Genomic DNA, 23793 nt, shown 5'->3' with positions numbered 1-23793 from the left:
TTGCTTCTATATTATCACGGTTTCCCCGTAACAACTCAGGTTGGAATAGCTTTTTAACCTTTAACCGATCCCAAGAGTACACCTTTGGTAAAATGCTTTTGCATAAATGGGTAAACGATCAAAATCGGAACTGTAGTCACGACAACTGCTGCCATTTGTATAGCGAACGTACTAACAGCTCCGGTATTGGCAAGCGAATCAGCACTTTGTGTTGCGACGTTAAGCAGGATGTTGCGCAAGATCACTTGAAGCGGCATTAAGTTGGAATCATTGATATAAACAATAGCATCGAAATAACTATTCCAATGCCCGACTGCGTAAAATAAGGAAATTGTGGAAAGGACGGGCAAGGACAGGGGTAGAATGATCCGCCATAACGACTGGAGCTCACTTGCACCGTCTACCCTCGCTGATTCCTCGATTTCAGCAGGCAATTGCTCGAAAAAGCCTTTAATGATCACCAGATTAAATGCACTAATGAGATTTGGAATAATCAATACCCACGGACTGTTTAGCAATCCCAGAGAGCGGACTAGTAAATAAGTCGGAATTAATCCTCCCCCAAACATCATGGTGAAGACAATGAATAGTAAAAATGGGCTTCGACCCGGCAAATATTTTTTGGATAACGGATATGCCGCAATTACCGTAAAGAACACATTGAGAGCAGTTCCTACTATTGTTCGAAACAATGTAATTTTATACGCCTGCCCGATACCATGAGAAATGAATACTTCTTTATAGGCTAGAAAGGTAAAGGTTTCTGGTATAATAACAATTCCTCTTCTTAACACTTCCGATTCTGGCGTCACTGAAACAGCAACCACATATAGAAAGGGTAGTAAGCAAAGTAGAGCTAGCAAAATAAGAATAAAATAAACGACTGCTTGCCAGACTTTCTCTCCGATTGTCAAATTGATCATATTGATAACCACCTCACCAAATTTGCCCATCGAATTTTTTGGCGAGCTTATTCGCTGCCAACACTAAAACAAATCCGATGACCGCTTTAAACAATCCCACAGCAGTAGCCAAGCCAATCTTAAGTCGCTCGAGCCCTTCACGGTATACCCATGTGTCGATAATGTCGATCTTCTCCTGATTAAAGCTGTTGGCAAACATGAATATTTGGTCAAAACCAGCATCCAGAATATGGCTTAATTTAAGGATCAGCATCAGAATCATCACGCCTCGAATGCCGGGAAGTGTTACATGCCATAGCTGTCTCCATTTGGAAGCGCCATCAATTCTAGCCGCTTCATATAAGCTTGGATCGATTCCTGCTAATGCTGCAAGGTACAATATCGCTCCCCATCCAATATCCTTCCATATTTCAGATAAGATGATCAGCAGTCTGCCCCAGGCAGGTTCCGTTAGGAATGAGATGGGTTCAACTCCAGCTTCCTTCAAAATCATGTTAAAAAGACCATCCCCTGGGGCTAATAATGCCACCATCATTCCATAAACAATGACCCATGATAGAAAGTGGGGTAAATAAGTGATCGTTTGTACGATTTTCTTAAACCATTGGGTATAAACTTCATTGAGCAGCAAAGCAAGTATGATAGGAGCTGAGAAACCGAACAATAGCTTATACAACGATATGATTATCGTATTTCTCATGATGTCCCAGAAATAAACGCCGTTCATAAAATCTGTGAAATTTCTAAATCCCACCCATGGACTATCCCATAGTCCCAAAGCTAGGTTATAGTTTTTAAAAGCAATAATGATTCCCGCCATAGGAATGTATTTGAATACGGCAAAGTAAAGTAATGCCGGGAACAAGAGAGCGTACATCACTTTATACTTTTTTATCGTTCTTATCCATGAATTTCGCTTTTTGGTGAGGGGAATGGCGTCCGCTGCCAATTTTGCTTGCATATCATCACCTCGTCTTTATTTATATTTGTATAATAGCATCCCACTACCCGAATAAATTTCTGTGATTTCAAGAATTTCTTATAAGATTTTAAGTAAGTACAGCCTTGGATAATTCCAATACAATAGGCATGATTGTCTTGCATTAAAGCTCGTACAATAACTCTGACTCGAAAGTTTGAGTATAGACCAAATACAATCCTGAGGTCCCAAACAAAAAAAGCCCTAGAAAAAATTGGGCTTAATTTAATGAGTCATGTTTTTTATATAATGCATCCACGTATTTTATTTTCTATTACTAAAAACTACATTCATGAGCAAAAAAGGCATCCTCCAGCGTGGAAGGGTTACCTTTTACTTCTCCAATGTTCCATCTGCAACGATTGTTCCATGCTTAATAATTACCACATCATCAACCGTCGCTGTATGCTCTTCCATTAGATGAATGGATTGTAACACCGAGTTTCCAGACTCAGCCTGTTCACGTAAATTTAGACTTCTCATTAAATAAATCAATAGTGCTTATGACTGAGCCAAAATTCCTTTAACAAACAATGAGACACTGTGCTTGTAGAACTCTTCCTCGGTGACGAGTTGGGATTGATATTGCCGGTGAATCAGCTCGCTCATCTGAAATCCGTAGCACATCGAGAGAAAAGACATTGCGACAAGGCGCTCATCCTGTCTGGCTATAACTTTTTTATTCTGCAAGCGTTGAAAATATTCAACCAGCAAGGAGTGAAGCTTCGCCGGCGGATCGGCTAGCACTCTGTCTAATTCGGGAAGCATTCCTTTGTCGCGGATGCCAATCAAAATGATGTCCGCATTTTTATGGAAAAACAAACGGTACTGCTGGCTTACATTCAGCAGATCAACTTCCGGATTATCGGTCGCGTCCTCTTTTAACAGCTTCTCAAATTGCGGGATATCCGAATGTCTTTCAATGATGGCTTCCAATATGCCTTGCTTACTTCCAAATTGCCGAAAAATCGTAGATTCATTGACTTTAGCTTCCGTTGCAATGGCTTTGGTGCTTACTCCCCGATAGCCATTCTTTTTGATGAGCTGTGTCGCGGCTTCAATGATTCTGTCTGAAGTTTGCATTGTATTTCTCCTTTTGCATATGTTAATCCTATTCTACTACAAGTTTTGCATATGCAGCATGGTCGGGGTTCATCATTTTCATAAACGTTTATTTAAAGCAAATCGCTTCTTTTTTCCCACCGGCTTGGTTCCGTAATCTTGACATGATCAGGGACCAATTGCGTGAGCGTGCCTAATTTATCAAATGTAATCTGGATTCGGTCAGAGGGCAACAGCCATTGTTCGGTCTCGATTGCGCAGCAATCCGGTACCGTCCCCATTCCTATAATCGTGCCCGTGAGCGGCGTGAAAACTTTGAGAACCTCCTCCATCACTTTTGCAGGGTGTGCAGAATACTCGGATGTGCTCCCCTTCCAGTGCAGTCTCTCCCCGATGCATACATTCACATCCAGCACCAGCGGATTGTCGATTTCATCCGGCGTAACCAGAAATGGCCCTATTCCTTTGCTGCGATCAAAATCTTTGCAGCGCGTCGGTCCGGTCAGCCCCTGAAAATCCGGCCATTGCACATCGCGGACAGTACTGTCATTAAAAATAACATAACCTGCAATGCAGTTCTCCATCCCTGTAACAAAAGCCAGCTCCGGCTCAATATCCAGGTAGGAAGAGTACGAAGGCCAATGAATCGTATCTCCATCGCCAATTAATGCATTATGGTTACATTTGTAATAACTGAATGTTACTTTATTCGGATCTTGCTGGAATTTTTCAGCAATTTTTTGTTTAAGCTCTTCTCTTTCCGGCCCTGTATATTCTCTTTGCAGCAGATTTACGCCAGCATTTCTCAGATGTCTTAGTGTCAGCCCGAAATCGATAAGCGCAGCCGGATTCGGAACTGGCGGCAGCAGTTTTACCGCTGCAATCGGGCTGATTTCATTTTCATTGAATTGATGCAACTGTTCGACAGCATATTGCATCATTTCCTTAGCGGCATCATAACTTGCCGGCAAATAATGAAGATAGCTGTCCATACTTTCAAGACTGTCAACGAAAGTTCCCTGCTTTTTCATGATTGCGGCAAAAGACACGACAAATTTCTCGTTAATTACAAGCCCAAACAAAGGTTCCTGGGATGTCTTGGTTTGAAAGGTTACTAGTTTCATGGTTAAGCGCCTCCATCCATGTAGTGTGATGTTGTTCTGTTACTATCATATCGTACAGTATAAATGCATGCAAGTACTCGCTTGCATTTCTGTTTTCCGTTCTCTATAATAAAGCCATAGTCAGTATGCCTTACCCCAAAAACATATACGAAAAAGGAGAATTTTCATGAAGTATGGACGTATTATCCAAAAACCTCGTGTTAAATTTATTGAAGTCGCAGATGGCGTTTTTGCCGGTATTTCGCCGTATCGCGGGATCAGTTGGGCCAATGCCGGGTTCATCAACAAGGGTGAAGGGCTGGTGTATGACACGTTCTTCGATTTGTTCCATGCGCGGGAAATGAGAGAGGCTTTTATGGAAGTAAGCAACGGCGGCTCTCCCGCATATGTGGTGAACTCGCACTATAACAGCGACCATGCCTGGGGAAACAAAGTGTTTGAAGATGCTTGCATTATTATGCACAAGGAAGCCTCCAGAGAGCGCCTCACCGAAAATATCGCCTGGATGGACAGCGTCATCAGAAGAGGAAAGGATTCTACGGAATCTACTCCGGGCGAGCGGTTTTTTGCAGCGGAATTTGAAGGATTCGACCTGGAAGGCGTAGAATGGGTGCACCCGAATATTGAGATAAAGGACGATATCAACATCCGTCTTGGCGATACGGAAGTTATGATTTACAACGTAGCTCCAGCCCACTCTGACAGTGACTTGCTGTTGTGGATGCCAAAAGAAAAAGTGCTGTTCGCTGGCGATGTCGTGTTTAACGGTTGTACGGCATACAGCGAAGAGGGAACCCTCAATTGGGTTAAAGTGCTTGATCGCATTATTGATGAAATTAAACCCGAAATCGTTGTTCCAGGGCATGGCGCCATTTGTAGCCTGGAATTCGTGAAGGAGCAGAGAGACTACCTCCTGAACTTGATCAGCGAGTTCAACAAGCATTACAATGACGAAATTGATTCCTTGTCCCTGACCAAGCAAATTGATATTTCCCGCTTCCTTCATTGGATTCAGCCAGAACGCTTGTATGTTACAGTGGATATCCTATTGAAAAGCAAACGAGGGTTACCACCCCTTCCAATTTGGAACGAGGTGCCTGCTAAGCTGGAAGATATGAAAGCTTTTTTGGCTGGGAAATATAGCAATCAGATCAAGCCATGGGACCCTATGAGTGTTTGGCAAGAATAGCAATTTGAAGCTAGCCTACGAAAAAGAAAAAACGGCCCTGTCGCAAACGATGTGAACAGCGGCCGTTCTTTTGATTTGTTCCACGGAATTAAAATCGGTGTTTTGAAACGATAATGATAAAAAATGGAGAAGGAATTATGACTTACTAAAGGGGAATCCCAGTATTGGATTGGAGGATTCCCGTTGTTGTTGTATTTATTATTCCAAATAGCCTTCGGCAAGTTTCATTAGGGTTTCTTTGCTTACTTTATTTATGTCTGCACGTAAAGTATAGGCGTATTTCACCTTTTTGTCTCGGCTCTCGTATATCCATTTCAGCTCGTGCGTCTGCGAAGGAGCAAATTCTGTATGCAGCATTTCTACTCCCTTCACTTGAACCTTCTCCTGCTTAAATTCAACGTTCTCGTCAATATACATTGTAGGATCGCTCTTTCCACTCAGATTAGTGATATTAACCCCGATTTTATCTTCGCCATTTTGATACGTAGCAAAGAGAAGGAAAAACTGATCTGTCATTTCAACCGGCATCATGGCATATCCCTGATTGGATTCTTCCGCCTGCTTTCTCAGCTTTTCTGCCATTTTCTTTTTTTCTTCCGAAGAAGGAGGATTCACTTCCTGAGCATTTTTAAAGATTACGTCCGCCTTTTGGAATGTATAATTTCCATTGACTTTGTCTGCGATCTTAATGGATTTATCCGTAATCTTATCTCTCAATTGAGAAAGATCTTGGAAGATAGTCACCTTCGTTCCAAGAATTGTTTCATGATTCGGATTATTGGCAACCATATAGAACAGCCCAGCTTCCCCGTTCTTTAGCACCTTATCCTTAAGTTCATAAAATGCCTTGTAACGCTCTATCTCATCTTTCGATTCTGTTTTTCCGTAATCTTTCGTCGATTTAGTCTCATATACGACTTCGCCATCCTTATTCGTCAAAGAATGATATTGAACTGCCGCATAACCCGTGGAGGCCATTAACATCATCCCTACACACGCAGTCAAAACAACTTTATATTTCATAAAAAACCTCTCCTTTTCTTTTGGCTTAGCATGTAATATTCTCATTACTTTTCCTGTCAAGTCGGCGTCGGGAATGCGCGGGTCATCAAACAGTCTTTTCAAATCCCGATCCCTGTCCATATTCATACACTCCCACTCCCTTCACTTGAGCATAATACTTTCGAAATTTTGCAGATGCACGTTCATACTTTTTACGAAGGCTGGCACTGTTTTTGCCGAGAATCAATCCGATCTCCTGGTAGCTTTTATCCTCGACACAACGTAAGATTAACAAATTACGCTCTTCCGCCGATAATTTTGCCATGGCTTGATGTACGGATTCATCAAAATAGTTGGCTTCAATATGCAAGTCGACTTCATTATTTTCTTTCTCATCCTGGTAAAAGAAAGGCAAATATTTCACCAACTTTCGCTTACGGATGATGTCGATACATTGATGGTAGGCAATCTTGTATACCCAGGCGCCAAAATCTATTTGATATTGGGTATATTTCTTCAAGGTGCGGAATGTCTTCAAAAATACTTCCTGTGCGTTATCCTCAGCTTCGGCATAATTGCCCAGCATATGATAACAGTAGAGAAAAATCGGTTTTTGATAAACCTCCATGATTTTTTCGAATTTTTCTGTGTCCCCATCCAACACATCTGCTATGATCTGACTTAACTCCGTATCATTCAAGCTGTCTCCCCCCCCTTTCACTCTATACAACGAAGAGCTCGACCCAAAATGTGACAGCAATTGTTCATGGATTAAGCCATAGCTAATTACTTCAAAGAGTATGCCATCATAAACCTTAGGAATATCATGACTATGTATCATCACATTTTCTTTAGTAGATTCAAAGAAAAAACGGATTTTGATGTTTACCTAAATCTTATATAAAAAAACGAAAGGTGCCCTAAACAGCCATAAAATGGCTTTCTGGACACCGCAAGAGAATTAATCAGTCTTTTGTTTTAGATATTCATCTAGGTACGATTGGTGAAATAAAACTGTAATAAGTAGTGCTAGAACTTCATAAATCCAGATCGTCAGTTTACTCATGAGCAGCCCAATCGATTCGAAATTGTATTCTTGATGTCCATTTCCTTCTTCTATTAAACTGCATACTTTATTCTATTAACAAGAAAGGAGCTGAATGCAATGGGACTTAGTTTTCGTAACAATACGAGTTTAACCGTATATGTTGCCTTCGCATATTACTCCTCTGCAAGCTGTAATCAGGGCTCTATCCCCTTGATACCTTGGCCCAGCTGGTATGAAGCGGTAGGTTGGTACACAATAAATCCAGGTCAAACGATAGAGGTATTGAGTGGGGCAGTCAACAATCGAGAGATATATTACTATGCTGAATCTACAGATAGGAGTCTTGTATGGTCAGGTGTTAACTATCTCACTCTACCGCAAAATGCTTTCAAACTTTGTGGTGGCGCAGGTTACTGTGATGCACCGCTTTGTAGAAGGCTAGGATTGAGAAAAATCAGGATTGGTAACTTCAGAAATTATACAGTTAATATTGTATCTAGTAATATTCAAAGTCAATCTAAATTTTTAAATGTCAACACGGCAGTTCCTGGTAAAAAGAAGAATGTTGGCCGGAGTACCTCTCCTATTAAAGGTCTGCGAGTTGTACGGCCTGCTGCTGGCAGAAAATCTATCTCGAAACGTTAGGCGAAAAAATGCAGAAACAGTCTTGGACTTTCCTATTCAGTCCAAGACTGTTTCTACTTGTGATAGAAGAGGGTGCTTGATTTAATAGTATCTTTTGCCTTTGTGCAACATCGGGTACGATTCCGAATGTTGACCTAGTCCTAGCACCCAACTCCCGAGAGCCTATTTTTATTAACTCCCTCTCTATCTGTCTATTTCACTCCTTTATATTTTTACATATATTAACATTGTATTTAATCTATAGAATGGAGTGATATAAATGAGTTTTTATGTACAAAATAATACCCCTAACTATATTTGGCTTGCTATTGCTCACTATGATCCAAATTGTAGCCCTACCACTTATGTTAAGAAGGGGTGGTACCGATTAGTCCCAGGTAGAAGTTCACTTATAGTAACTGGGTCATCTGCTAATCAAAGATACTATTATTACGCGTATGACAATTCCGGAAATACGTGGAGCGGTAATTACTACACGTATATTCCTAACACAGTCTTCGACATGTGTTGGGTAGAAAGATGCCAGGGCACAGGCTGTAACAGGGTAGGTTTCCGTGAGCTCAGAGTTGGAAATAATCAGAATTATACTTTGACTTTTACGAATGGAATCAATAGTTCAGCAAAATTAAGAAATACTATAGTGTCAAAAAAAGGATCTCCAAAATTCAAATTGGATAGATCGAGCATAAGAAAGTCACCCGGCAAGGTGGGTAAAATAGGTAGGCTTATTAAGCCTTTGCGAGGCTTATAGAATAGGTTACTTTTAAAACAAGGCGAGGGTATAGTTTTTAGAATTTATCAGAAGCAACCTGTAGAAATTTTTCCTGCGGGTTACTTCTGATATTTTAAGTAAGATAGTTGCAGGAGATGAAGTTTAGGGAAGTCGAGGTCACTAAATCATCAGTCCTCAACTTCACCGATCATTTGCTGTTCAATTTTTTTCATCTCATAAAAATAACCTTTTTGTCTCATCAACTCCGAATAGGAACCCGTTTCGACTACCCTGCCTTGGTCCATGACCACAATCTGGTCCATCTCCTCCAAGCCGGTAAGCCGATGACAAATCAAGAGGAGCGTATCATCAGCCGCCTGTGCGTAGAGATGCTTAAAAACATGTTGCTCAGTCACATAATCCAGCGATGAAGTTGGTTCGTCCAGAAGCCATAACCGTCCTTTGCGGAGCATCGCTCGCGCCAGAGCCAGTCGCTGCTTCTCGCCGTCTGACAGATTCTCCCCTTTTTCATATACCCTATCGGTCAAAGATGTATCAGGCAGCTGCATTTTAGCCAGCACGTCTAACAATTGTTCGTCAGCATGTTCTTCTCCATTCAGCAGCAGGTTGTCCCGGATCGTTCCCCGGAAGAAATGACTTTGCTGAAACACCACATTAGCCGTTTTCCAAATGCTAGCCTCATCCAGTTCTTTTACCGAAATATCGTTTAAACGTATATCTCCAGCCGTTGGTGTTCGCAGCTTGAGCAGCAATTCGATAATTGTTGATTTTCCTGACCCACTCGGCCCGACAATCGCAGTTTTGGAGCCAGGTAAAATGTGCAGAGACATATCCCTAAGTGCCGGTCTCCATTCCCCTTCATATTGAAACGTAACCCCGGATAGTTCTATCCTAACAGCATCATTAACAGACAAAATGCCGCTTGGCTGCGAAGACTGCTCATCTATGGTCTGTACCGTTTCGGTCAGTCGTCTGGCTGCATGTTCGCTATCCTCTTTATACGCGGGTAATGTGGCCATAGCCGTCGCTTCTTCAAATACGGTTTGTGATGCCATGACCAACATGGCAAGAAATACGCCTGCAAGCGCTCCTTCCATAATCAAATAGGCACCAAGCGTCAGCACTCCCCAGGAAACGAGAAATGTAACAAAAGTGTGCATCGATTGCCCGCGCAGTAAGTGCCCGGCTGCTCGTTGCTGTTCAGTTGCCAATACAGCGGAAGCATGCTGAAGCTGCTCCTCCCGCTGTGCCAATTGCCCGTATACTTTCAAATCCCGGAAACCGTACAACACTTCGGTTACTTCCGTGGACAGCTGCGCCCTCTGCTCACGAACGCGTCCATGTACTCTCCGCTGCCCGAGTAACACAATTCCTGGTACAACGAATGCCGTTATCAGCATACCTAGTACAAACAAAACGGCAATCCAGATCGAAAAGGTAGAAGTAAACAGCACCGTAGCCAAAAATACCATGACGACCATGATCGGAGGATAAGCAACTCGCAAAAAATAGTTTTGCAAACTTTCCACATCCCCAACGATCCGCGCAAGCAGATCCCCGCTTCGATTCTTGTTCAAAATACCAGGCGTTAAAGGAATAAGCTTGGCAAAAAAGGAAGTACGTAAACGGCTAAGCATGGAAAATGTCGCCCGGTGAGAGTACAAGCGTTCTCCATAACGGCTCGCCGCCCGGAGCAGACCAAGCAGTTTGACCATCGAGGTTAGTACAATCAAAGTATAAAGCGGTGGCGCAAATACCGTTTGTGAAATTAGATACCCGCTCGCGGAAAAGAGTGCCACACCGGCTATGCCGGCGATAAATCCACACAAAATGGAAAGAATGATATCCTTGCGCTCCTGAATCATCGCTTTTGACAGAACAGCCAGCTCATTCATGAGGATACCCCCCTTTTCCGCTGTACATCAACCATCTCGGCATACTGAGGCAGGCGCTCCATAAGCTCGTCATGCCGTCCAGAGTCCACTAACACTCCATTATCCATATATAAAATCTTGTCGGCTTGTTGAATCGTATATAATCGGTGAGCCACCGTAATCATCGTAGCCGTTTTTGCCAGTTTGGCTATGGAGCGTTGCAGTACCCGTTCGGTGTGCAAATCCAGTCCAACTGTAGGTTCATCAAACAGAATGATGGCAGGCCGCTTCAAAAAAGCGCGTGCCAAGGCAAGCCGTTGCTTCTCCCCACCAGACAGACCCCTGCCTCCTTCACCAACAAAGGTATCAAATCCATGCTCCAATTGGGCTGTAAGCGCAGCGAGTCCTGCTTCCTCCCCCGCCCGCTCAATTTCTGCCTTGGAGATGCTCTCACGAGCACCAATTGCAATATTTTCAGAAAATGTACCTGCAAAAATATAGGGATGCTGTGTAATGTAGCTAACATGTTCGAACCAAGCAGACTCATCGTATTGCGAGAGTGGGCTTCCATTCACCAGGACTGTTCCCGTTGCAGGTTTCAGCAAACCGGCGATGAGATGAAGCAAAGTCGTTTTGCCGGAACCGCTTTTACCTACAATCGCAATGTGTTCTCCCGGATTAAACTGGATCCGACCCGTCTTAAGCTCGAATGAATCTGGTGCATACTGAAACCTGAGATGGTCAATTTCCATGGATGGCGGAACTAAAAGATCATTGGTATGGGCAAGCTCCAATTTGCTTGTTTTGTCGACCCTACCCATGTTGACGTTCTCGTCGATTCCACCAAATGTTAATGTTCCTTCATTGCCTTTCGCGTCCATGCTCTCCCCTGCCGTTTCTTCAAGCATCTGTTCCACCTTACGTACTGCGCCCATACTTGTTCGGCCACTGTGAAAGGCCGTTCCCGTATTCTTTAACAGGTTGTAAAACTCGGGAACGAGCAGCAAAACGAAAAAAGCGGTGTGGAACGTCATAGATTTGAAAACAAGCAACTGGATGGCCAGTTCAAGAGCGACAATGCCTATGCTTAGCATCACGATCGATTCCAGCATGAAGGTGTTCGTAAATGCAATCTTCAAAATACCCATTGTGGCATCACGGTAACTCAGACTACTGTGTTCAATTTTCTGTTGCTGACGGTGTGCCCGTCCAAATATTTTTAACGTCACCAGCCCTTGAAGAGAATCCAGAAACGTCCCCGAAAACTCAGCAAGTTGTGCATATTTTTCTTCAGATTTGTTCTTCGTTTTCAGACCCACTAAAATCATGAACAGCGGGATGAACGGAGCTGTAAACAATAGAATGAAACCAGTGTTAGCATGTTGGATAAAAGTAACGACCAAAATTAGAATCGGGATGATAGCAGCTTCCATCATCCGCGGCATGTACTGACTGAAATAACTATCAGCCTCATCCACAGCATCCAGAGCAATACTGACCTTCCCTCCGGTCTGTCCACGAAGGGTTGACGGCATGGAAGCGTGGGTCAAGTTTTGCAGCACAGCCGCTCGCATATTCGTCTTGGCAGTGGCAGCCATGTGCAAACCAACTTTACCGTTTGCATACGACAACAGTGTGCGTACAGCCATAACAGCCAGAAGTATGCCAAGCAACAGGATAACCGATGAAAATGAAGCTCTCTCCACAAAAATCCTTTGGACTGCTTCAGCAAGCAGCCCTGCCTGACTCACAATAGCTGTACCAAGCGCAAGCGAAATGACCGCGAGGAGGGTCATATTTTTCCTTTGTGAAGACATTTGCTGAGAAATCAGACTGGATTTCCTCTTCACAGATCACACCTCCTTTATATATAGGCTTGTAGAGAACTCTCAAACATGCCGTAATGGATTAATCAGCTTTATTTTTTCCCTTTTACATAATCCGCATCAAACAGGAAGAGTTTGAAGACCAGGATAAGGGATGGGATCAACAGGCATAGACCGCCGATAAATACAACAACTAACGCTAAGCCCATTGCTGGTGAAGTTGCACTGCTCTGAATCGTGATATACGGATCAAGAATATAAGGGTATTGCCCAATCCCATACGCGAAAAAAGCACAGAAAAATTGCAACATGATGCATATGAAAGCTAATCCGTAACGGCGTCCGTTATATAACAGCCACATCGCGATCATGAAGAAAGCAACGGAAAGTGCCAGCAACCACCATAAATCCATCATATTTTGAAAATGCCGTTCATTGTGTTGGCCCAAATAGATAAATGCTGTCAGTGCGAGAATTATCGTCGGTGTGCTCCAAAACAGGGCGTAGTTCCGCATCAGCTTCAACGCGGAATGATCCTCTGCACGAGATGCGTAAAAAGTCAGAAATGAGCCGCTTATGAACAAAACGGACACGATTGCCAGTCCAACTATGCTCCACGATAACGGATTGGTAAACAGCGCCCAGTAATCCAGAGAAACTGACTCAGCCTGCTTCACAATAAAGCCGCCTTCAGACAAAGTTAGCGCCACTGACAACGAAGCCGGAATAAGCAGGCCTGTAGCTCCGTACAAAAAAAGATAGACTATGTTTTTCTTGGAACCATAATTTTCAAAAGCATAGAACGAACCGCGAATCGCAAGAAGAATAACTGCAATACTTCCCGGAACTAGCAGCGCGGAGCCATAATAATAGGCCGTGTCCGGAAAAAATCCGACGATGCCAATGTAGAAAAAGATAAAAAATACATTTGTGATCTCCCAAACGGGTGATAAATAACGGGAAATCAGACGATTAATGAGATGATCCTGCTTAGTCAAACGAGCATAAAAGGCGAAGAATCCTGCACCGAAATCAATGGAAGCTATAATTAAATAGCCGTACAAGAACAGCCAGAGCACCGAGATGCCAATTATTTCGTAACTCATCATTCAGTGCCCCCCTTTTCCGTAGATTGATTAGGATGTTCCTTCATCCATTTCTCCATCTCAACTTCTGCCGGATTATTGTTGAACAAGCGTCTTAGCACGATTACACACATACTGCCGAGTACGATGTACAAGAGCAATAAGGCGAAGAATATAATTCTTACATTCGGTGAAGTCGTGGCAGCCTCCTCTACACGCATATATCCACGGATAATCCACGGCTGTCGCCCAACCTCTGCATAAAACCAGCCTAGCTCTACAGCTAGAAAAGCGAGCGGTGCGATCAGTGCGATGATGCTAAGCATCCACTTGTTAAGCGCATTGCGCTTTTTCCAGAACACAAACAGGAAATATAGGACTGCTATCGCGAGCAGAGCAAATCCGATTCCGGCCATTAAATCAAACAGATAATGAACGAGAAGCGGTGGCCATTCATCCTTGGGGAATTCCTCCAGCCCCGTTACCTCTGCATTAAAGTCTCCAAAGGCCAGAAAGCTGAGCACCTTCGGCAAATGAAGAGCCCCTAGAACTTCATGCTCTGCATTCAGCCATCCCATTAAAACCAAATCCACACCGCTACCCGTCTCAAAATGCCACTCTGCCGCTGCAAGCTTCTCCGGCTGATGCTCGGCCAAAAACTTGGCGGACACATCTCCAGCTAACGTGTTCAGCAAGCCGAACACCAAAACAACCGCCATCATGAGATTCAAGGATTTTTTGTGGTATGCGGATACCCCTTTTCTCAGCATCGCAAAGGCTGCAATACCGGCTAACAAGGCAGCTCCTGTCAAATAGGCCGAGCTTAATACATGGAACACCTTGGAGAACGTCGCCGTATTCAGCATCGCTTGCACTGGGTCAATCGCTGTGAATTGGCCTGCTTCCATGACAAAGCCTCCAGGCTGGTTCATGAATCCGTTCACCGTCGTAATAAAGACGGCAGACATGCCTGCCCCGGCGACAATAGGAATCGTCAGCAGCCAATGGATATACGGATTTTTGAACCGATCCCACGTATACAAATAAATGCCCAAGAAGATGGCTTCAAAAAAGAACGCAAACACTTCCATGAATAACGGAAGAGCGATAACATTCCCAGCCAGTTTCATAAAATTCGGCCACACCAGTGCCAGTTGTAGTGAAATCGCTGTACCGGTCACGACACCAACCGCTACAGAAATGACAAATCCCCGAGACCACCTCTTCGCCATAAGTGTATAATGGGGATCTTTCTTTCGGATCCCGATGAACTCTGCTATAGCGATCATTAGCGGTATACCGACGCCAATCGTCGCAAAAATAACGTGGAACCCGAGAGTCAAGCCTGTCACCAGCCTGCTCCATAGCACCGTATCAATTGCCATTCTTTACTGCTCCCTTCAAACTCTGTTCATTTTTCGTCATAACTTGATGCTTATGATTAGGCCGGCTAACTCTTAGGCTGTATTCAATATCAGGTTTAGCAGGGCTCAGCGACATCGTTGCCTGTTCGTTTTAGTATGACGTTCCTCGTTCTTTGCTATGTAAAAAAGAGAAAAATTTCACAAAGCAAGAGTTGGCGAGCCTGATTTACCTGATACTGAGCAGTCAAATTAATAACGTGACCTAATGATTAAAATCATCTTATCTTAAATTGCAAGTAATTCAATCACAGATATCTCTTTATCCCTAAACGTTCAAGAAAGGGTCAAATCTTTCTGACAACTCAGTGAATAACACAAAAAGAACCCAAAAGAGCTATTGATTCAATAGCGTATATATGATTTCACAAGTCTCCTCCTACTTCGATGTTAGAAAAAAACAATATTTCCTCATTTTTACCTCTAATATATACCCCCTTCTGCAACAAAAAAACACTGACTCAAATCATCAGTGTTTTTGAATTAAAGCTAATGTCATCTTCGTCATGACAAATCTTTCTCCATTTCATATTGCTCGATGTATACGTCAAGACCAACACTTTGAAGGAAACGTATAGAATTTGTATCTCTTTTGTCTACATTGTTAACGGTGATGATAGAATGTCTCTCTCCCATCCAATGAAATAAGGAACGCCCAAATCCCTGGTTTCTTTTTTCTCGCAAAATACCGAATTGTACAACTGCTCCGTTAGCCGATTTTATTACCGCGTATCCACAAATCTTATTCTCTTCCCTTATCGTGACCACATCGTATAAATGCGGGTTTCGTAAAATCGCATGAACAGATTGTTCCCAAGAAGGTTCAAAATTCCAATAAGAATGTACCGATGTCCAATCGAATTCTTCCGGTCGAACCATTGTAATGAATGTATGTCTATGATCGTCCTGAAGGGTGACATCAATACGCCCCTTGAAACAAGCCAATTCTCTATGAATTTGAAATCCTATGGCGGTATACGCTTTTATAGCTTTATCATTCGTTTGAATCACTTCAAGCAAACACTTTTGAATATGAGCTTCTTTAAGGATGGGAAGAGCATGACGATAAATTTGTTCGACTAGCCGTCTCCCTCTATATAAAGGAACGACTCCTGTACCAGTATTAAATGCAGTACTTTCGCCGTTACGATCCCCGATGCCATGCATAACAAATGCAACCAGCTTCTCTTGATCAAAAGCACCAAACGACATCTGATAATTAACTCCCGCACCTGCAAATTTATCAGCTAAATACTCCGAAGAAACATGAAATGGAATTACATAATCGGAGAAGGCTTCGTTAAAGCAAGTTGTAAACTCTTGTAATTCAAGATCCTTAACACTTTTGATCAACATGTAGTTTTTTTCTCCTTTTCTTTTGGTACTAAGTTCTTAATCATCAGCCAATCTCCAATTCATCATTTAGTACGGCCATAGAAAAAAGAATACCCATCTGACTTTCCAAGCTTAGTCGTCTCCATTCCGTCCACTATCTTGACCGCTTTCAGTAACGATATAATTTGTGTATTCATGAGCTTTGCATCAAATTTGCCCATCTCTCTGTCTTCACTATCCACGAGCAGATAGTCGGGCATTGGAATGAAGCCAATCACCGGTATCCCTGCTTCAAATAAAGGCTGACTCTCTCCAAACTCAAACTTGTTATGTCCACGTAATAATACAGTACGTGTGCCGTCGGTCTTTTCAATAGCTTTCAGCCATATGGCCGCCATCATTTCATTCCCCGCATAGGTGTATTCTGTACTTATTTTTCCAGTTGGTCTATAGTGACCCGTATCATCGTCCTTCCACTCCATACTGCCTAAATGCTCAACCGTAATTCCAGCTACAGCTTTTATATGGCCTTGCTTGCCATCCCAGAGCTCTCGATGCCCCTCCATCCAAGTGGAAGTCGCCTGAGAAGATCCTTTGAAATCCGGTAATCTAAAATGGCCTGTCACAAAAGCGAAAATCATCGTACGTTCCGGCTGCTCCTGCTGTAAGTAACGAATCATGGACAGCATGCCCACAGCACCATTTTCCTCCACCACATTTATCCCATCCGTATGGGTATTTATGATAATCGCTTCATTCTTATTTTTCCCGTCAATTTTCACATAAAAGGATTCTGTTGGAGCATTTTTTTGTATTTCCGCTTCTAAAATAACCGTACCTTCTTTGTGCTCCTGGGCTGCACTGATCACCTTTTTTCCTTCCGTTTCATTGACCCAGATCGCAGGAATTCCAACATAATCTGTAGTAAAAGGCACATACTGCTTTTCAACCTTATCGTCGGATACCCCTTTCCAGACAACAACAACAGCTTTCACACCCATTTCCTTCGCTTGCTGCAATTTAGCTTCTTTTAAAGCTGTAGTGAGGACTAGATCGCCTTCATTTGGGGCAATTTGGCTTTCCATTGGAGATGAATCCCGCATGTTCATAACGATCCCACTTGGGAAATTTCTGAAATTCTCAATTTCAATGACAGCAATTTTTCCGCTGGCCTGGTCATACTCACCACGCTTCGTATATACCAGCTCACCTGTTACCCCCTTTTCGTCAGTTTCCCCGGAATAAGGAAAAGCTGAAGAGTCATGAATTGACTGCTGATCAATCATTAAAGAGCTGCTCTTTTCTTCCCATCGGTCAAAAGTATAGTGATCACGATAAACTTTCAGCCCCAGATCCGTTACCTGTTGCTCCAGCCATGCAATAAATTGATTATGTCCCACAGAGCCGGTTGTACGGCTTCCAAAAGAATTCATTACTTCAATATCCTTCAGCATCACTGCTGCAGAATCCAATTTACGTTCATCGATCGTCACAGCCGCGTCAACTGCTAATGCCACAGGTGTTGTAATAGGTTTTGCATAGATTCCAATACCCCAAAGTGCAGTAACGATAAGAGCAGCAATGCTGAATAATATTTTACGAACCACTAGAAATGGAGTGACTCTTCTGCTCACCTTTTGCCCAAAGAGTCCTCTCCATATGCCCGCTACGATCAGCAGCAGGATAGAAAGCGCAAGCAGCCAAAATTCTCTTGTTAGTAAGAACAACCCTTCTGCCACCATCGCACTAATTAACACCACATGTAACTTCTCACGTTTCTTTAAAAGTAAAAAGGAGATGCCTAATTCCGCTAACAAAAGGGTAATGGTCACTATCGAGATTACCGTTTCTTTGCCAATGAATACTGTAGCACAGAGTGCAAGGATCAAAAGCAGCACCGCTGACAATCGTCTATATAAGTTTTCTAACATGACGCCCTCCCATTTTATCTACTACTATTTTGACATTACATTTGTAATGCCTTATGGTGTTAGCATATTGAAAAGACTCATGAAAAACAATAAAATGAACACCAGAATGTACAAACGGAGGGGAAATGTCATCTCAAATCATGAATTATACAGCCCAAATATCTCTCAGCATCGTTCCAATAAAGAAACCAACCGTTTGACAAGAGAAGCCATCTGTACGGCATTAGTCTACTTGATCCAGGAACAGCCTTTTAACAAAATTACCATCACCGATATTGTGAAGCGCGCAGGGGTCTCTCGAACGGCCTATTACAACAACTATTCCTCTAAGCAAGAGATCCTGGTGGATTTGGTCGATTCGCTTATTTTCGAAATCAATCAAAAACTCTTACCTTACACCAATGAAATAACAGGCAAAGCCAAAGAACCTCAAAAATTTATTAAAGTGCTTTTTGAAGTTATTTTTCAGCAGCGGAACATCTACAAAGCACTTCAAAGCGCAAAGTTTGATGATGTAATTCTGGATTGCTTGAATGAAATGATGCTCTCTACTGCTCACGACAAAAGCGATGAAAATGTGTACCGAATATACTTTAAAGCGGGGGCCCTCTATAATGTTCTCCTCAAATGGATACAATCCGACTTTGCAAAATCCATTGATGAGATGACCAAGATTTGTCTCGATGTATACCAAACTCCAATGTCCCAGGAATAAGGTTTGAAAAATTGTTTTTTTTAGAATGGAAAAAGAAAGAAACTACGGAACCAAGTTTGGCTCCGCAGTTTAATTATCAACTCTACAATTGGATTTGTTTCATGTAAGCTTTGAATTCCTCAGCGATTTCTTTGTATTTTGTATGATGCAGGTAATGAGAACCTTCCATCGGGATCATTTTCCCCTGTGCGGATTGTTTGACTTGCTCTTCATGAAGCGGAATCCACTGTTTATTGTGCTCATTATTCGATTGAACGAAGAGAAGCAACGGCAAGTCTTTTGGCATTGTGAGTTTTTCTCCATTTTTAAAATTGGAACCGAGGTGGCTCAGTTCATTCATCAACGTTGGATTGGTCGCGACTTGATTCGAAATCAAACGCATCTGTTCTTTGGTATGCTCATCGAATGCAAGCGATTTATACGCATCTCCGCTCACTTTTTGGAACAATCTCATCAGACCTGATTTTTGAAGAAATTGCATGGATTTCAAAGGTAATTTGACATCCATCCCGGGTTGATTGGGAACGCTGCTATCGATGCCGACAAAAGCAAGAACTTCATCCGGATAAGTGTTCACATAGGTCGCTCCGTAAAGTCCCGCGATGGAATGTCCCATTAGAATGTAACTGTCAACACCCAGTTGCTGCAGAGCTTCGTGAACCTCACTTACTATATTCTCCGTCGTTCTTTCCTTCTCGGTTTCATCGCTCAAACCATAACCGAAAGGCTCGACCAACACGACTTTATAATTAGGGGTAATTTCATCGATCAGCAATTTGAAATCAAGTGCAGGCGACGGGGTTCCTTGTCCCGGTAGGAGTACAACGGTTTGTTCTCCACTCCCTTGAATGAGCACATTCATCTTTTTCCCATCCACATTGACATACTGGCCATAGGATTCGATTTTCTTTTTCTCTACCCCATCGCTGATTGCATCAACGATAAAAACGATGCCCATGAACAGCACGAGCGCCCCCACAATACCTCCGATTATTTTTAACCATAGGTTCCGTTTCTTGTGGCTCTTAGTCCCAGTTGTTTTTATTTCTACCTTATTTGCCACGTTCATCTCTTCCCTTCCTTGTCTCTGTATCTGAAGTGCCGCCTTGACGACATATTCAAAGTGTAATCAACTAAGATGTACTCATCGTGACGACAATATGAACGGAATATGAACAAGTCAAAAAGGAGGCGTTATATCTGAAAGATATAAGCACCTCCTGGAGACATATTTAGATCAACAGCAAATCGGAATGCAACATCTTGGAATACTTCTTACAAGATTTAAAACGCTCATCGTATTATTTGTTGACTGTTACCTTGATGATATCACTTAGGGTCTCTCCCGCTGCATTAACCAGCTCCGCCCGGTATTCATAATTGCCTGAAGCGCGGCCAGTGACATCAGTCGTAGCGCTCTGCGCAGAAGGCGTGTTGGCGATTAGCGCTTGCGTGTCGATCAGTTGCCCGTTCTCATAAAGGCGGTACTCTGTGGCATTAGTGCCCCACCACAGATTCATCGTTACTTTATAAGAGCCGTCTCCGTCCCAGTTGTCATGGGCCAGGACCGGTTTGCCCGGTGCGGCATCGCGGATCGTCACCGTGAGCGGCTGGCTCTTGGTTGTGCCGTATTTGTTGGTTAGCTCCATTGTGTATATATAGGTGCCATTCGGCTTACCGTAAAGCGCTATGCTTGCCGTCTGCGCGGACGGAGATACATCCTTCAGAGACTTGGAATCGATCAGTGTGCCATTCTCATAAAGCTTGTAGCTGGTAGCGTTATTGCCCCACCAGAGGTTCATGGTGACGGTAAAGTTACCGTCACTGAGTCCATAACCGTAGCCGCTGTTCGAAGACAACACTGGCTGTCCAGGCTTGTCAGTTGCAAGCGCCGCTCCGCCAGTAATTTGGAACGTGTAGCTCTTTTCGGCAGTATTGCCTGCGGCGTCGGTCACGATGTAGTTTACAGTATGGGACCCGGTACCCAGCTCCGCAGCATTCAGGGTCTGTCCGTCAGCTATGGGCTGTCCATCCAGCAGAAGCTGCTTGGAGGTGACGCCAGACAGATTATCTTCGGCAGTCAATACAAACTTAAGCTGGGCTTCCTCCTCGACATCTCCGACCGCATGACCGGACTCCGTCAGCTCCGCTGTCGGTGAAACCGTGTCGATATTAAGGCTCAGTGTCTTAGTTTCTTCCGCCTTTCCCTTGCCCGAAACCGCATGATAAGACAGCGTATGCCGTCCATCTTTGCTTACGGTCAACGGAGTGCTGTATACGGCTTCCGCACCGCCGTTCAGCGAGTAATAAACTTTAGCTGTATCGGAGTCGGCCTTCAGGGTCACTTCGGTGGGCTGTTTCAACCACCCCTCAGCGTTCGGATTTGCCGACAGCGTCGCCGTCGTTACCGGAGCCCCCACTTCTTCCACAATGCTGAAGTCTCCGAGACTTCTAGGTTTGAGTTGGTATACGTCTTTGAAGATCGCGGCTACGCCCGTAATATCGAGCTTCTGTCCTTCCGCATAAGGGAAGCTGTCTTTCGTGATGCCCGTCCGGGCATCCACCCGGATGTGATTGCTTGTCCCGCCATCGGCGATGGCGTCAAATTCAAAAGAACCGCTTGGAGTGGCTGTGATAATATTCGTCACTTTCACGTCTTTAAGCTTGAGCAGCTGACCTTGATTGGTATCGTTCACTGACGGCACGTCAATGGACTCGGGCAGTTTCGCAGTGCCGGTCTTCTCGATCTGCACAACTTCGGTCAACTCTAGCTCCGAATTGTACAGCGCCGTGGACGCTGTTACCTTGACCGTGTCGCCGGCATGGAAGCCACTTTGGCTCTGGTAGACATAAAGTCCGCCGGTCTCATCCTGCAGATAAAAGGTTTGCCCGCCGAAAATACCTGGCTCAGTCGTTACGATCCCCTCAACCGTCACCAAGGATCCAACAATCTTGGTCCGGGCTTCGCCGATGGAAACGGTCGCTGGAATCGGATCTTCCTCGTCCGGAAGCGGTTCTGCTGGGACGTTACCGAGCGTTACTGATTCGGTCTTCAGGTTCGTTCCGTTCTGGCGCAGACGCAGATTGGATGCAGCCGTGGTGCCCGGTTTGATCTGTACGGTCAGATCTTTGTAGGCATGGCCGTTCAAGTCTGAAGTCAGGCTAAAGTTGGCGCTGTAAGCATAGCTACTCGGCCAAGTGCCGTCACTGTTCTGGATCTTGGCGATCTGGGCACCGCTACTCACCTGGTAGATACCCAATTGGAAGCCTGATACGCTCGTATTGGCAGGGAGATTATCTGCGCTGACACGAATCTGGAAATCCTGCGCGTTCGGCAGCACCGTTTGGTGCGTGAAATTGTACACCGCACTTGCAGTAGCTGCCGGTCCGCCGTAAGAGCCCGCCTTGTAGCTGGTGCGGTCAAACCATTTGTAGCCGGCATTCGGAGCGGCCCATGGCTCTGGCTGAGGCTCAGTGGAAAGCGCCGGCTCTTCGAACGGCAGCAGCTGAGTCGGCTGATCCAGCGTCAGGCCACTTACCTTGGTGAAATCCGTATAGCTCTCTTGTTCGGCGAGCCAGTTAACCGTGTTCACCAGGAGCTCAGCATCGTCAGCCTCCTTGAAGCCATCGTAAGTCGTTTTTTTGGCACCGGTATCCTCGCGCAAATACTTCGGCGTGGCATCCTCGACTGGAGAGGAGTCGCCGAGAAAGGCGGCTTTGCCGGCACCTTTTTTCGCCACGGCCACATAAGGACCTTCCGCTACGCCGCCGCCATTGTAGACACCTTGGTCCACCGCGTTGCCCCAAGCATTGTTGGTTTTCGGCAGATAGACGATGCCCTTCGCTCGGGTCGGGTCGAGGATTGCCAGCGTGGAGCCAGCATGCATGGCTACACTTGATACTCCTGATGTAATACCGAAGGCCTGATCGGGAGCCACGATGTTGGTCGCGTTAATGTCACCGAGTGCATTGAAGCGGAACCGGACGCCGAACTCTTCCGCCAGCCAGTCGGAGCTGACCACGCCTTGCATTGCCGCGGAACCGGCCTCTTCGGTGCTCATGCCTTTGGCCGGGTTGTCCCAAGCTCCGCGGCGGTAACCGTTGAATGCCTCATTGCCGTCCCAGCGATTCTTATTGCGGTCCGCATTGTAATGATCGCCGATGAAGAAGATGCTGCCGCCGTTCTCCACGTATTCCGCCATAGCTGCCTGCTCGCTGGATTTATATGGAATGTTAGATTCGGCCACGACGAAGACGTCATAGCTGGAAAGATCGCCTAGCGTAATCGGAGTGGTCTTACGAAGCTCTTTGACGTAATAGCCTTCTTGCGCAAGCGCATTACCAAAATCGGAAAAAGCGCCATCAATAACCCAGTCGGCCGCTCCGGCCGTCTGCGCGTGGGTATTGTCAAACAGAATTTTCTGGCCTGCATGCTCGTTGACCACTTTGGCTTCAATGAATGGGGCGGGGTCGCTTGGTCCCTCGGCGTATATCGCCGAGCCGGCTCCGAATGCGAATAAATGCAGGGGTACGGCAACAGATGCAACCAGCATGCTTTTTAGCAGCTTCTTATTCCAACCTGAACGCTTCTCCTTCATATTCTTCCTCCTTAAGATATAGATCGGTGGATTTTTCCATAATTGTCCACCGCTTTCGTCTAATATGCTATCTCATAAGGATTAGGAAAAACATAGATTTTTGTAAAGTGTTGTAAATTTATACTTTCGGCCTATACAGTGGGTGAAAACAAGGTCGAATCTTGGAAATAAGCTATGAAAAAAGTCTTAGTGATACTGGAGTTTGGGTTCGGAATGTCCTGCAATAGAAAAATGGTCAAACACAACAAGCAAAAAAATCCCCCCATGTATACAGGAAGAGTTCACAATCAGGTGATCTCTTAT

At 44.3% G+C, this 23793-nt stretch carries 19 protein-coding genes; 4 read left to right on the top strand and 15 right to left on the bottom strand.

The window, feature by feature from the left end:
- Positions 1-53 precede the first annotated feature (53 nt).
- From MKY52_RS28145 to MKY52_RS28125, 5 genes are all read right to left on the bottom strand, one after another.
- Entirely contained in the window at positions 54-923 is an 870-nt protein-coding gene (locus MKY52_RS28145; RefSeq protein WP_313636918.1) for a carbohydrate ABC transporter permease, read from the bottom strand.
- 13 nt (positions 924-936) lie between these two features.
- Positions 937-1884 (bottom strand): ABC transporter permease, encoded by a 948-nt coding sequence (locus tag MKY52_RS28140; RefSeq protein ID WP_076283686.1) that lies wholly within the window; start codon positions 1882-1884, stop codon positions 937-939.
- A 351-nt stretch (positions 1885-2235) separates the two neighbouring features.
- On the bottom strand, positions 2236-2385 hold the full coding sequence (locus MKY52_RS28135) for a hypothetical protein (protein WP_341055080.1): 150 nt from the start codon (positions 2383-2385) through the stop codon (positions 2236-2238).
- Positions 2386-2403: 18 nt separating this feature from the next.
- Positions 2404-2985, bottom strand: a complete 582-nt coding sequence (locus tag MKY52_RS28130; RefSeq protein WP_076299839.1) for a TetR/AcrR family transcriptional regulator — start codon at positions 2983-2985, stop codon at positions 2404-2406.
- 92 nt (positions 2986-3077) lie between these two features.
- The gene (locus MKY52_RS28125) at positions 3078-4088 is read right to left on the bottom strand and encodes a fumarylacetoacetate hydrolase family protein (protein ID WP_341055078.1); all 1011 of its coding nucleotides are present in this window, start codon (positions 4086-4088) and stop codon (positions 3078-3080) included.
- Positions 4089-4254: 166 nt separating this feature from the next.
- On the opposite strand from MKY52_RS28125, the gene MKY52_RS28120 reads away from it, so the two are divergent.
- Positions 4255-5277 (top strand): MBL fold metallo-hydrolase, encoded by a 1023-nt coding sequence (locus MKY52_RS28120; RefSeq protein WP_341055076.1) that lies wholly within the window; start codon positions 4255-4257, stop codon positions 5275-5277.
- Between the two features lie 198 nt (positions 5278-5475).
- Here MKY52_RS28120 and MKY52_RS28115 read toward each other — a convergent pair whose 3' ends face one another.
- Positions 5476-6300, bottom strand: a complete 825-nt coding sequence (locus tag MKY52_RS28115; RefSeq protein WP_341055075.1) for a hypothetical protein — start codon at positions 6298-6300, stop codon at positions 5476-5478.
- Positions 6301-6385: 85 nt separating this feature from the next.
- The gene (locus MKY52_RS28110) at positions 6386-6979 is read right to left on the bottom strand and encodes an RNA polymerase sigma factor (protein ID WP_042188431.1); all 594 of its coding nucleotides are present in this window, start codon (positions 6977-6979) and stop codon (positions 6386-6388) included.
- A gap of 465 nt (positions 6980-7444) precedes the next feature.
- Here MKY52_RS28110 and MKY52_RS28105 point away from each other — a divergent pair, with 465 nt between their 5' ends.
- On the top strand, positions 7445-7972 hold the full coding sequence (locus MKY52_RS28105) for a DUF1036 domain-containing protein (RefSeq protein WP_341055073.1): 528 nt from the start codon (positions 7445-7447) through the stop codon (positions 7970-7972).
- A 259-nt stretch (positions 7973-8231) separates the two neighbouring features.
- Entirely contained in the window at positions 8232-8723 is a 492-nt protein-coding gene (locus MKY52_RS28100) for a DUF1036 domain-containing protein (protein WP_341055071.1), read from the top strand.
- A gap of 149 nt (positions 8724-8872) precedes the next feature.
- On the opposite strand, the gene cydC is transcribed toward MKY52_RS28100, so the two are convergent.
- The 6 genes from cydC to MKY52_RS28070 all read right to left on the bottom strand — a co-directional run bounded on the left by cydC (position 8873) and on the right by MKY52_RS28070 (position 18177).
- Positions 8873-10600 carry a thiol reductant ABC exporter subunit CydC gene (cydC, locus tag MKY52_RS28095; RefSeq protein WP_341055069.1) on the bottom strand — a complete coding sequence of 576 codons (1728 nt, stop codon included), beginning with the start codon at positions 10598-10600 and terminating at the stop codon, positions 8873-8875.
- Positions 10597-12429 carry a thiol reductant ABC exporter subunit CydD gene (gene cydD / locus MKY52_RS28090; RefSeq protein WP_341055067.1) on the bottom strand — a complete coding sequence of 611 codons (1833 nt, stop codon included), beginning with the start codon at positions 12427-12429 and terminating at the stop codon, positions 10597-10599. Before cydD ends, cydC begins: the two co-directional genes overlap by 4 nt.
- A 68-nt stretch (positions 12430-12497) precedes the next feature.
- On the bottom strand, positions 12498-13514 hold the full coding sequence (locus MKY52_RS28085) for a cytochrome d ubiquinol oxidase subunit II (RefSeq protein ID WP_339286590.1): 1017 nt from the start codon (positions 13512-13514) through the stop codon (positions 12498-12500).
- On the bottom strand, positions 13511-14875 hold the full coding sequence (locus tag MKY52_RS28080; protein WP_341055066.1) for a cytochrome ubiquinol oxidase subunit I: 1365 nt from the start codon (positions 14873-14875) through the stop codon (positions 13511-13513). The genes MKY52_RS28085 and MKY52_RS28080 overlap by 4 nt, the downstream gene beginning before the upstream one ends.
- Positions 14876-15415: 540 nt before the next feature.
- Entirely contained in the window at positions 15416-16267 is an 852-nt protein-coding gene (locus MKY52_RS28075) for a GNAT family N-acetyltransferase (RefSeq protein ID WP_341055065.1), read from the bottom strand.
- Positions 16268-16329: 62 nt separating this feature from the next.
- Complete coding sequence (locus MKY52_RS28070) at positions 16330-18177, bottom strand: hypothetical protein (RefSeq protein ID WP_341055064.1); 1848 nt, start codon at positions 18175-18177, stop codon at positions 16330-16332.
- A gap of 67 nt (positions 18178-18244) precedes the next feature.
- Here MKY52_RS28070 and MKY52_RS28065 point away from each other — a divergent pair, with 67 nt between their 5' ends.
- Positions 18245-18892 (top strand): TetR/AcrR family transcriptional regulator, encoded by a 648-nt coding sequence (locus tag MKY52_RS28065; protein WP_341055062.1) that lies wholly within the window; start codon positions 18245-18247, stop codon positions 18890-18892.
- A gap of 82 nt (positions 18893-18974) precedes the next feature.
- On the opposite strand, the gene MKY52_RS28060 is transcribed toward MKY52_RS28065, so the two are convergent.
- Together MKY52_RS28060 and MKY52_RS28055 are read right to left on the bottom strand one after the other, a co-directional pair.
- Positions 18975-19961 carry an alpha/beta fold hydrolase gene (locus tag MKY52_RS28060; protein ID WP_076283719.1) on the bottom strand — a complete coding sequence of 329 codons (987 nt, stop codon included), beginning with the start codon at positions 19959-19961 and terminating at the stop codon, positions 18975-18977.
- Between the two features lie 232 nt (positions 19962-20193).
- Positions 20194-23490 carry a chitinase N-terminal domain-containing protein gene (locus tag MKY52_RS28055; protein WP_445671037.1) on the bottom strand — a complete coding sequence of 1099 codons (3297 nt, stop codon included), beginning with the start codon at positions 23488-23490 and terminating at the stop codon, positions 20194-20196.
- Between the last annotated feature and the right edge of the window lie 303 nt (positions 23491-23793).

Source organism: Paenibacillus sp. FSL P4-0184 (assembly GCF_038004625.1).
Taxonomy (GTDB): Bacteria; Bacillota; Bacilli; order Paenibacillales; family Paenibacillaceae; genus Paenibacillus_AQ.
Note: the sequence above shows the minus strand (reverse complement) of the source record. Positions and strands in the feature narration are given on the sequence as shown.

Excerpts from the sequence above, each read along its gene's own strand:
- MKY52_RS28140 (WP_076283686.1), bottom strand. The coding sequence starts at position 1,884 with ATGCAAGCAAAATTGGCAGCGGACGCCATTCCCCTCACCAAAAAGCGA.
- cydC (WP_341055069.1), bottom strand. The coding sequence starts at position 10,600 with ATGAATGAGCTGGCTGTTCTGTCAAAAGCGATGATTCAGGAGCGCAAG.
- MKY52_RS28120 (WP_341055076.1), top strand. The coding sequence starts at position 4,255 with ATGAAGTATGGACGTATTATCCAAAAACCTCGTGTTAAATTTATTGAA.
- MKY52_RS28115 (WP_341055075.1), bottom strand. The coding sequence starts at position 6,300 with ATGAAATATAAAGTTGTTTTGACTGCGTGTGTAGGGATGATGTTAATG.
- MKY52_RS28100 (WP_341055071.1), top strand. The coding sequence starts at position 8,232 with ATGAGTTTTTATGTACAAAATAATACCCCTAACTATATTTGGCTTGCT.
- MKY52_RS28075 (WP_341055065.1), bottom strand. The coding sequence starts at position 16,267 with ATGTTGATCAAAAGTGTTAAGGATCTTGAATTACAAGAGTTTACAACT.
- MKY52_RS28130 (WP_076299839.1), bottom strand. The coding sequence starts at position 2,985 with ATGCAAACTTCAGACAGAATCATTGAAGCCGCGACACAGCTCATCAAA.
- MKY52_RS28055 (WP_445671037.1), bottom strand. The coding sequence starts at position 23,490 with ATGAAGGAGAAGCGTTCAGGTTGGAATAAGAAGCTGCTAAAAAGCATG.
- MKY52_RS28125 (WP_341055078.1), bottom strand. The coding sequence starts at position 4,088 with ATGAAACTAGTAACCTTTCAAACCAAGACATCCCAGGAACCTTTGTTT.
- MKY52_RS28105 (WP_341055073.1), top strand. The coding sequence starts at position 7,445 with ATGGGACTTAGTTTTCGTAACAATACGAGTTTAACCGTATATGTTGCC.
- MKY52_RS28085 (WP_339286590.1), bottom strand. The coding sequence starts at position 13,514 with ATGATGAGTTACGAAATAATTGGCATCTCGGTGCTCTGGCTGTTCTTG.
- MKY52_RS28145 (WP_313636918.1), bottom strand. The coding sequence starts at position 923 with ATGATCAATTTGACAATCGGAGAGAAAGTCTGGCAAGCAGTCGTTTAT.
- MKY52_RS28060 (WP_076283719.1), bottom strand. The coding sequence starts at position 19,961 with ATGAACGTGGCAAATAAGGTAGAAATAAAAACAACTGGGACTAAGAGC.
- MKY52_RS28080 (WP_341055066.1), bottom strand. The coding sequence starts at position 14,875 with ATGGCAATTGATACGGTGCTATGGAGCAGGCTGGTGACAGGCTTGACT.
- MKY52_RS28070 (WP_341055064.1), bottom strand. The coding sequence starts at position 18,177 with ATGTTAGAAAACTTATATAGACGATTGTCAGCGGTGCTGCTTTTGATC.
- MKY52_RS28135 (WP_341055080.1), bottom strand. The coding sequence starts at position 2,385 with ATGAGAAGTCTAAATTTACGTGAACAGGCTGAGTCTGGAAACTCGGTG.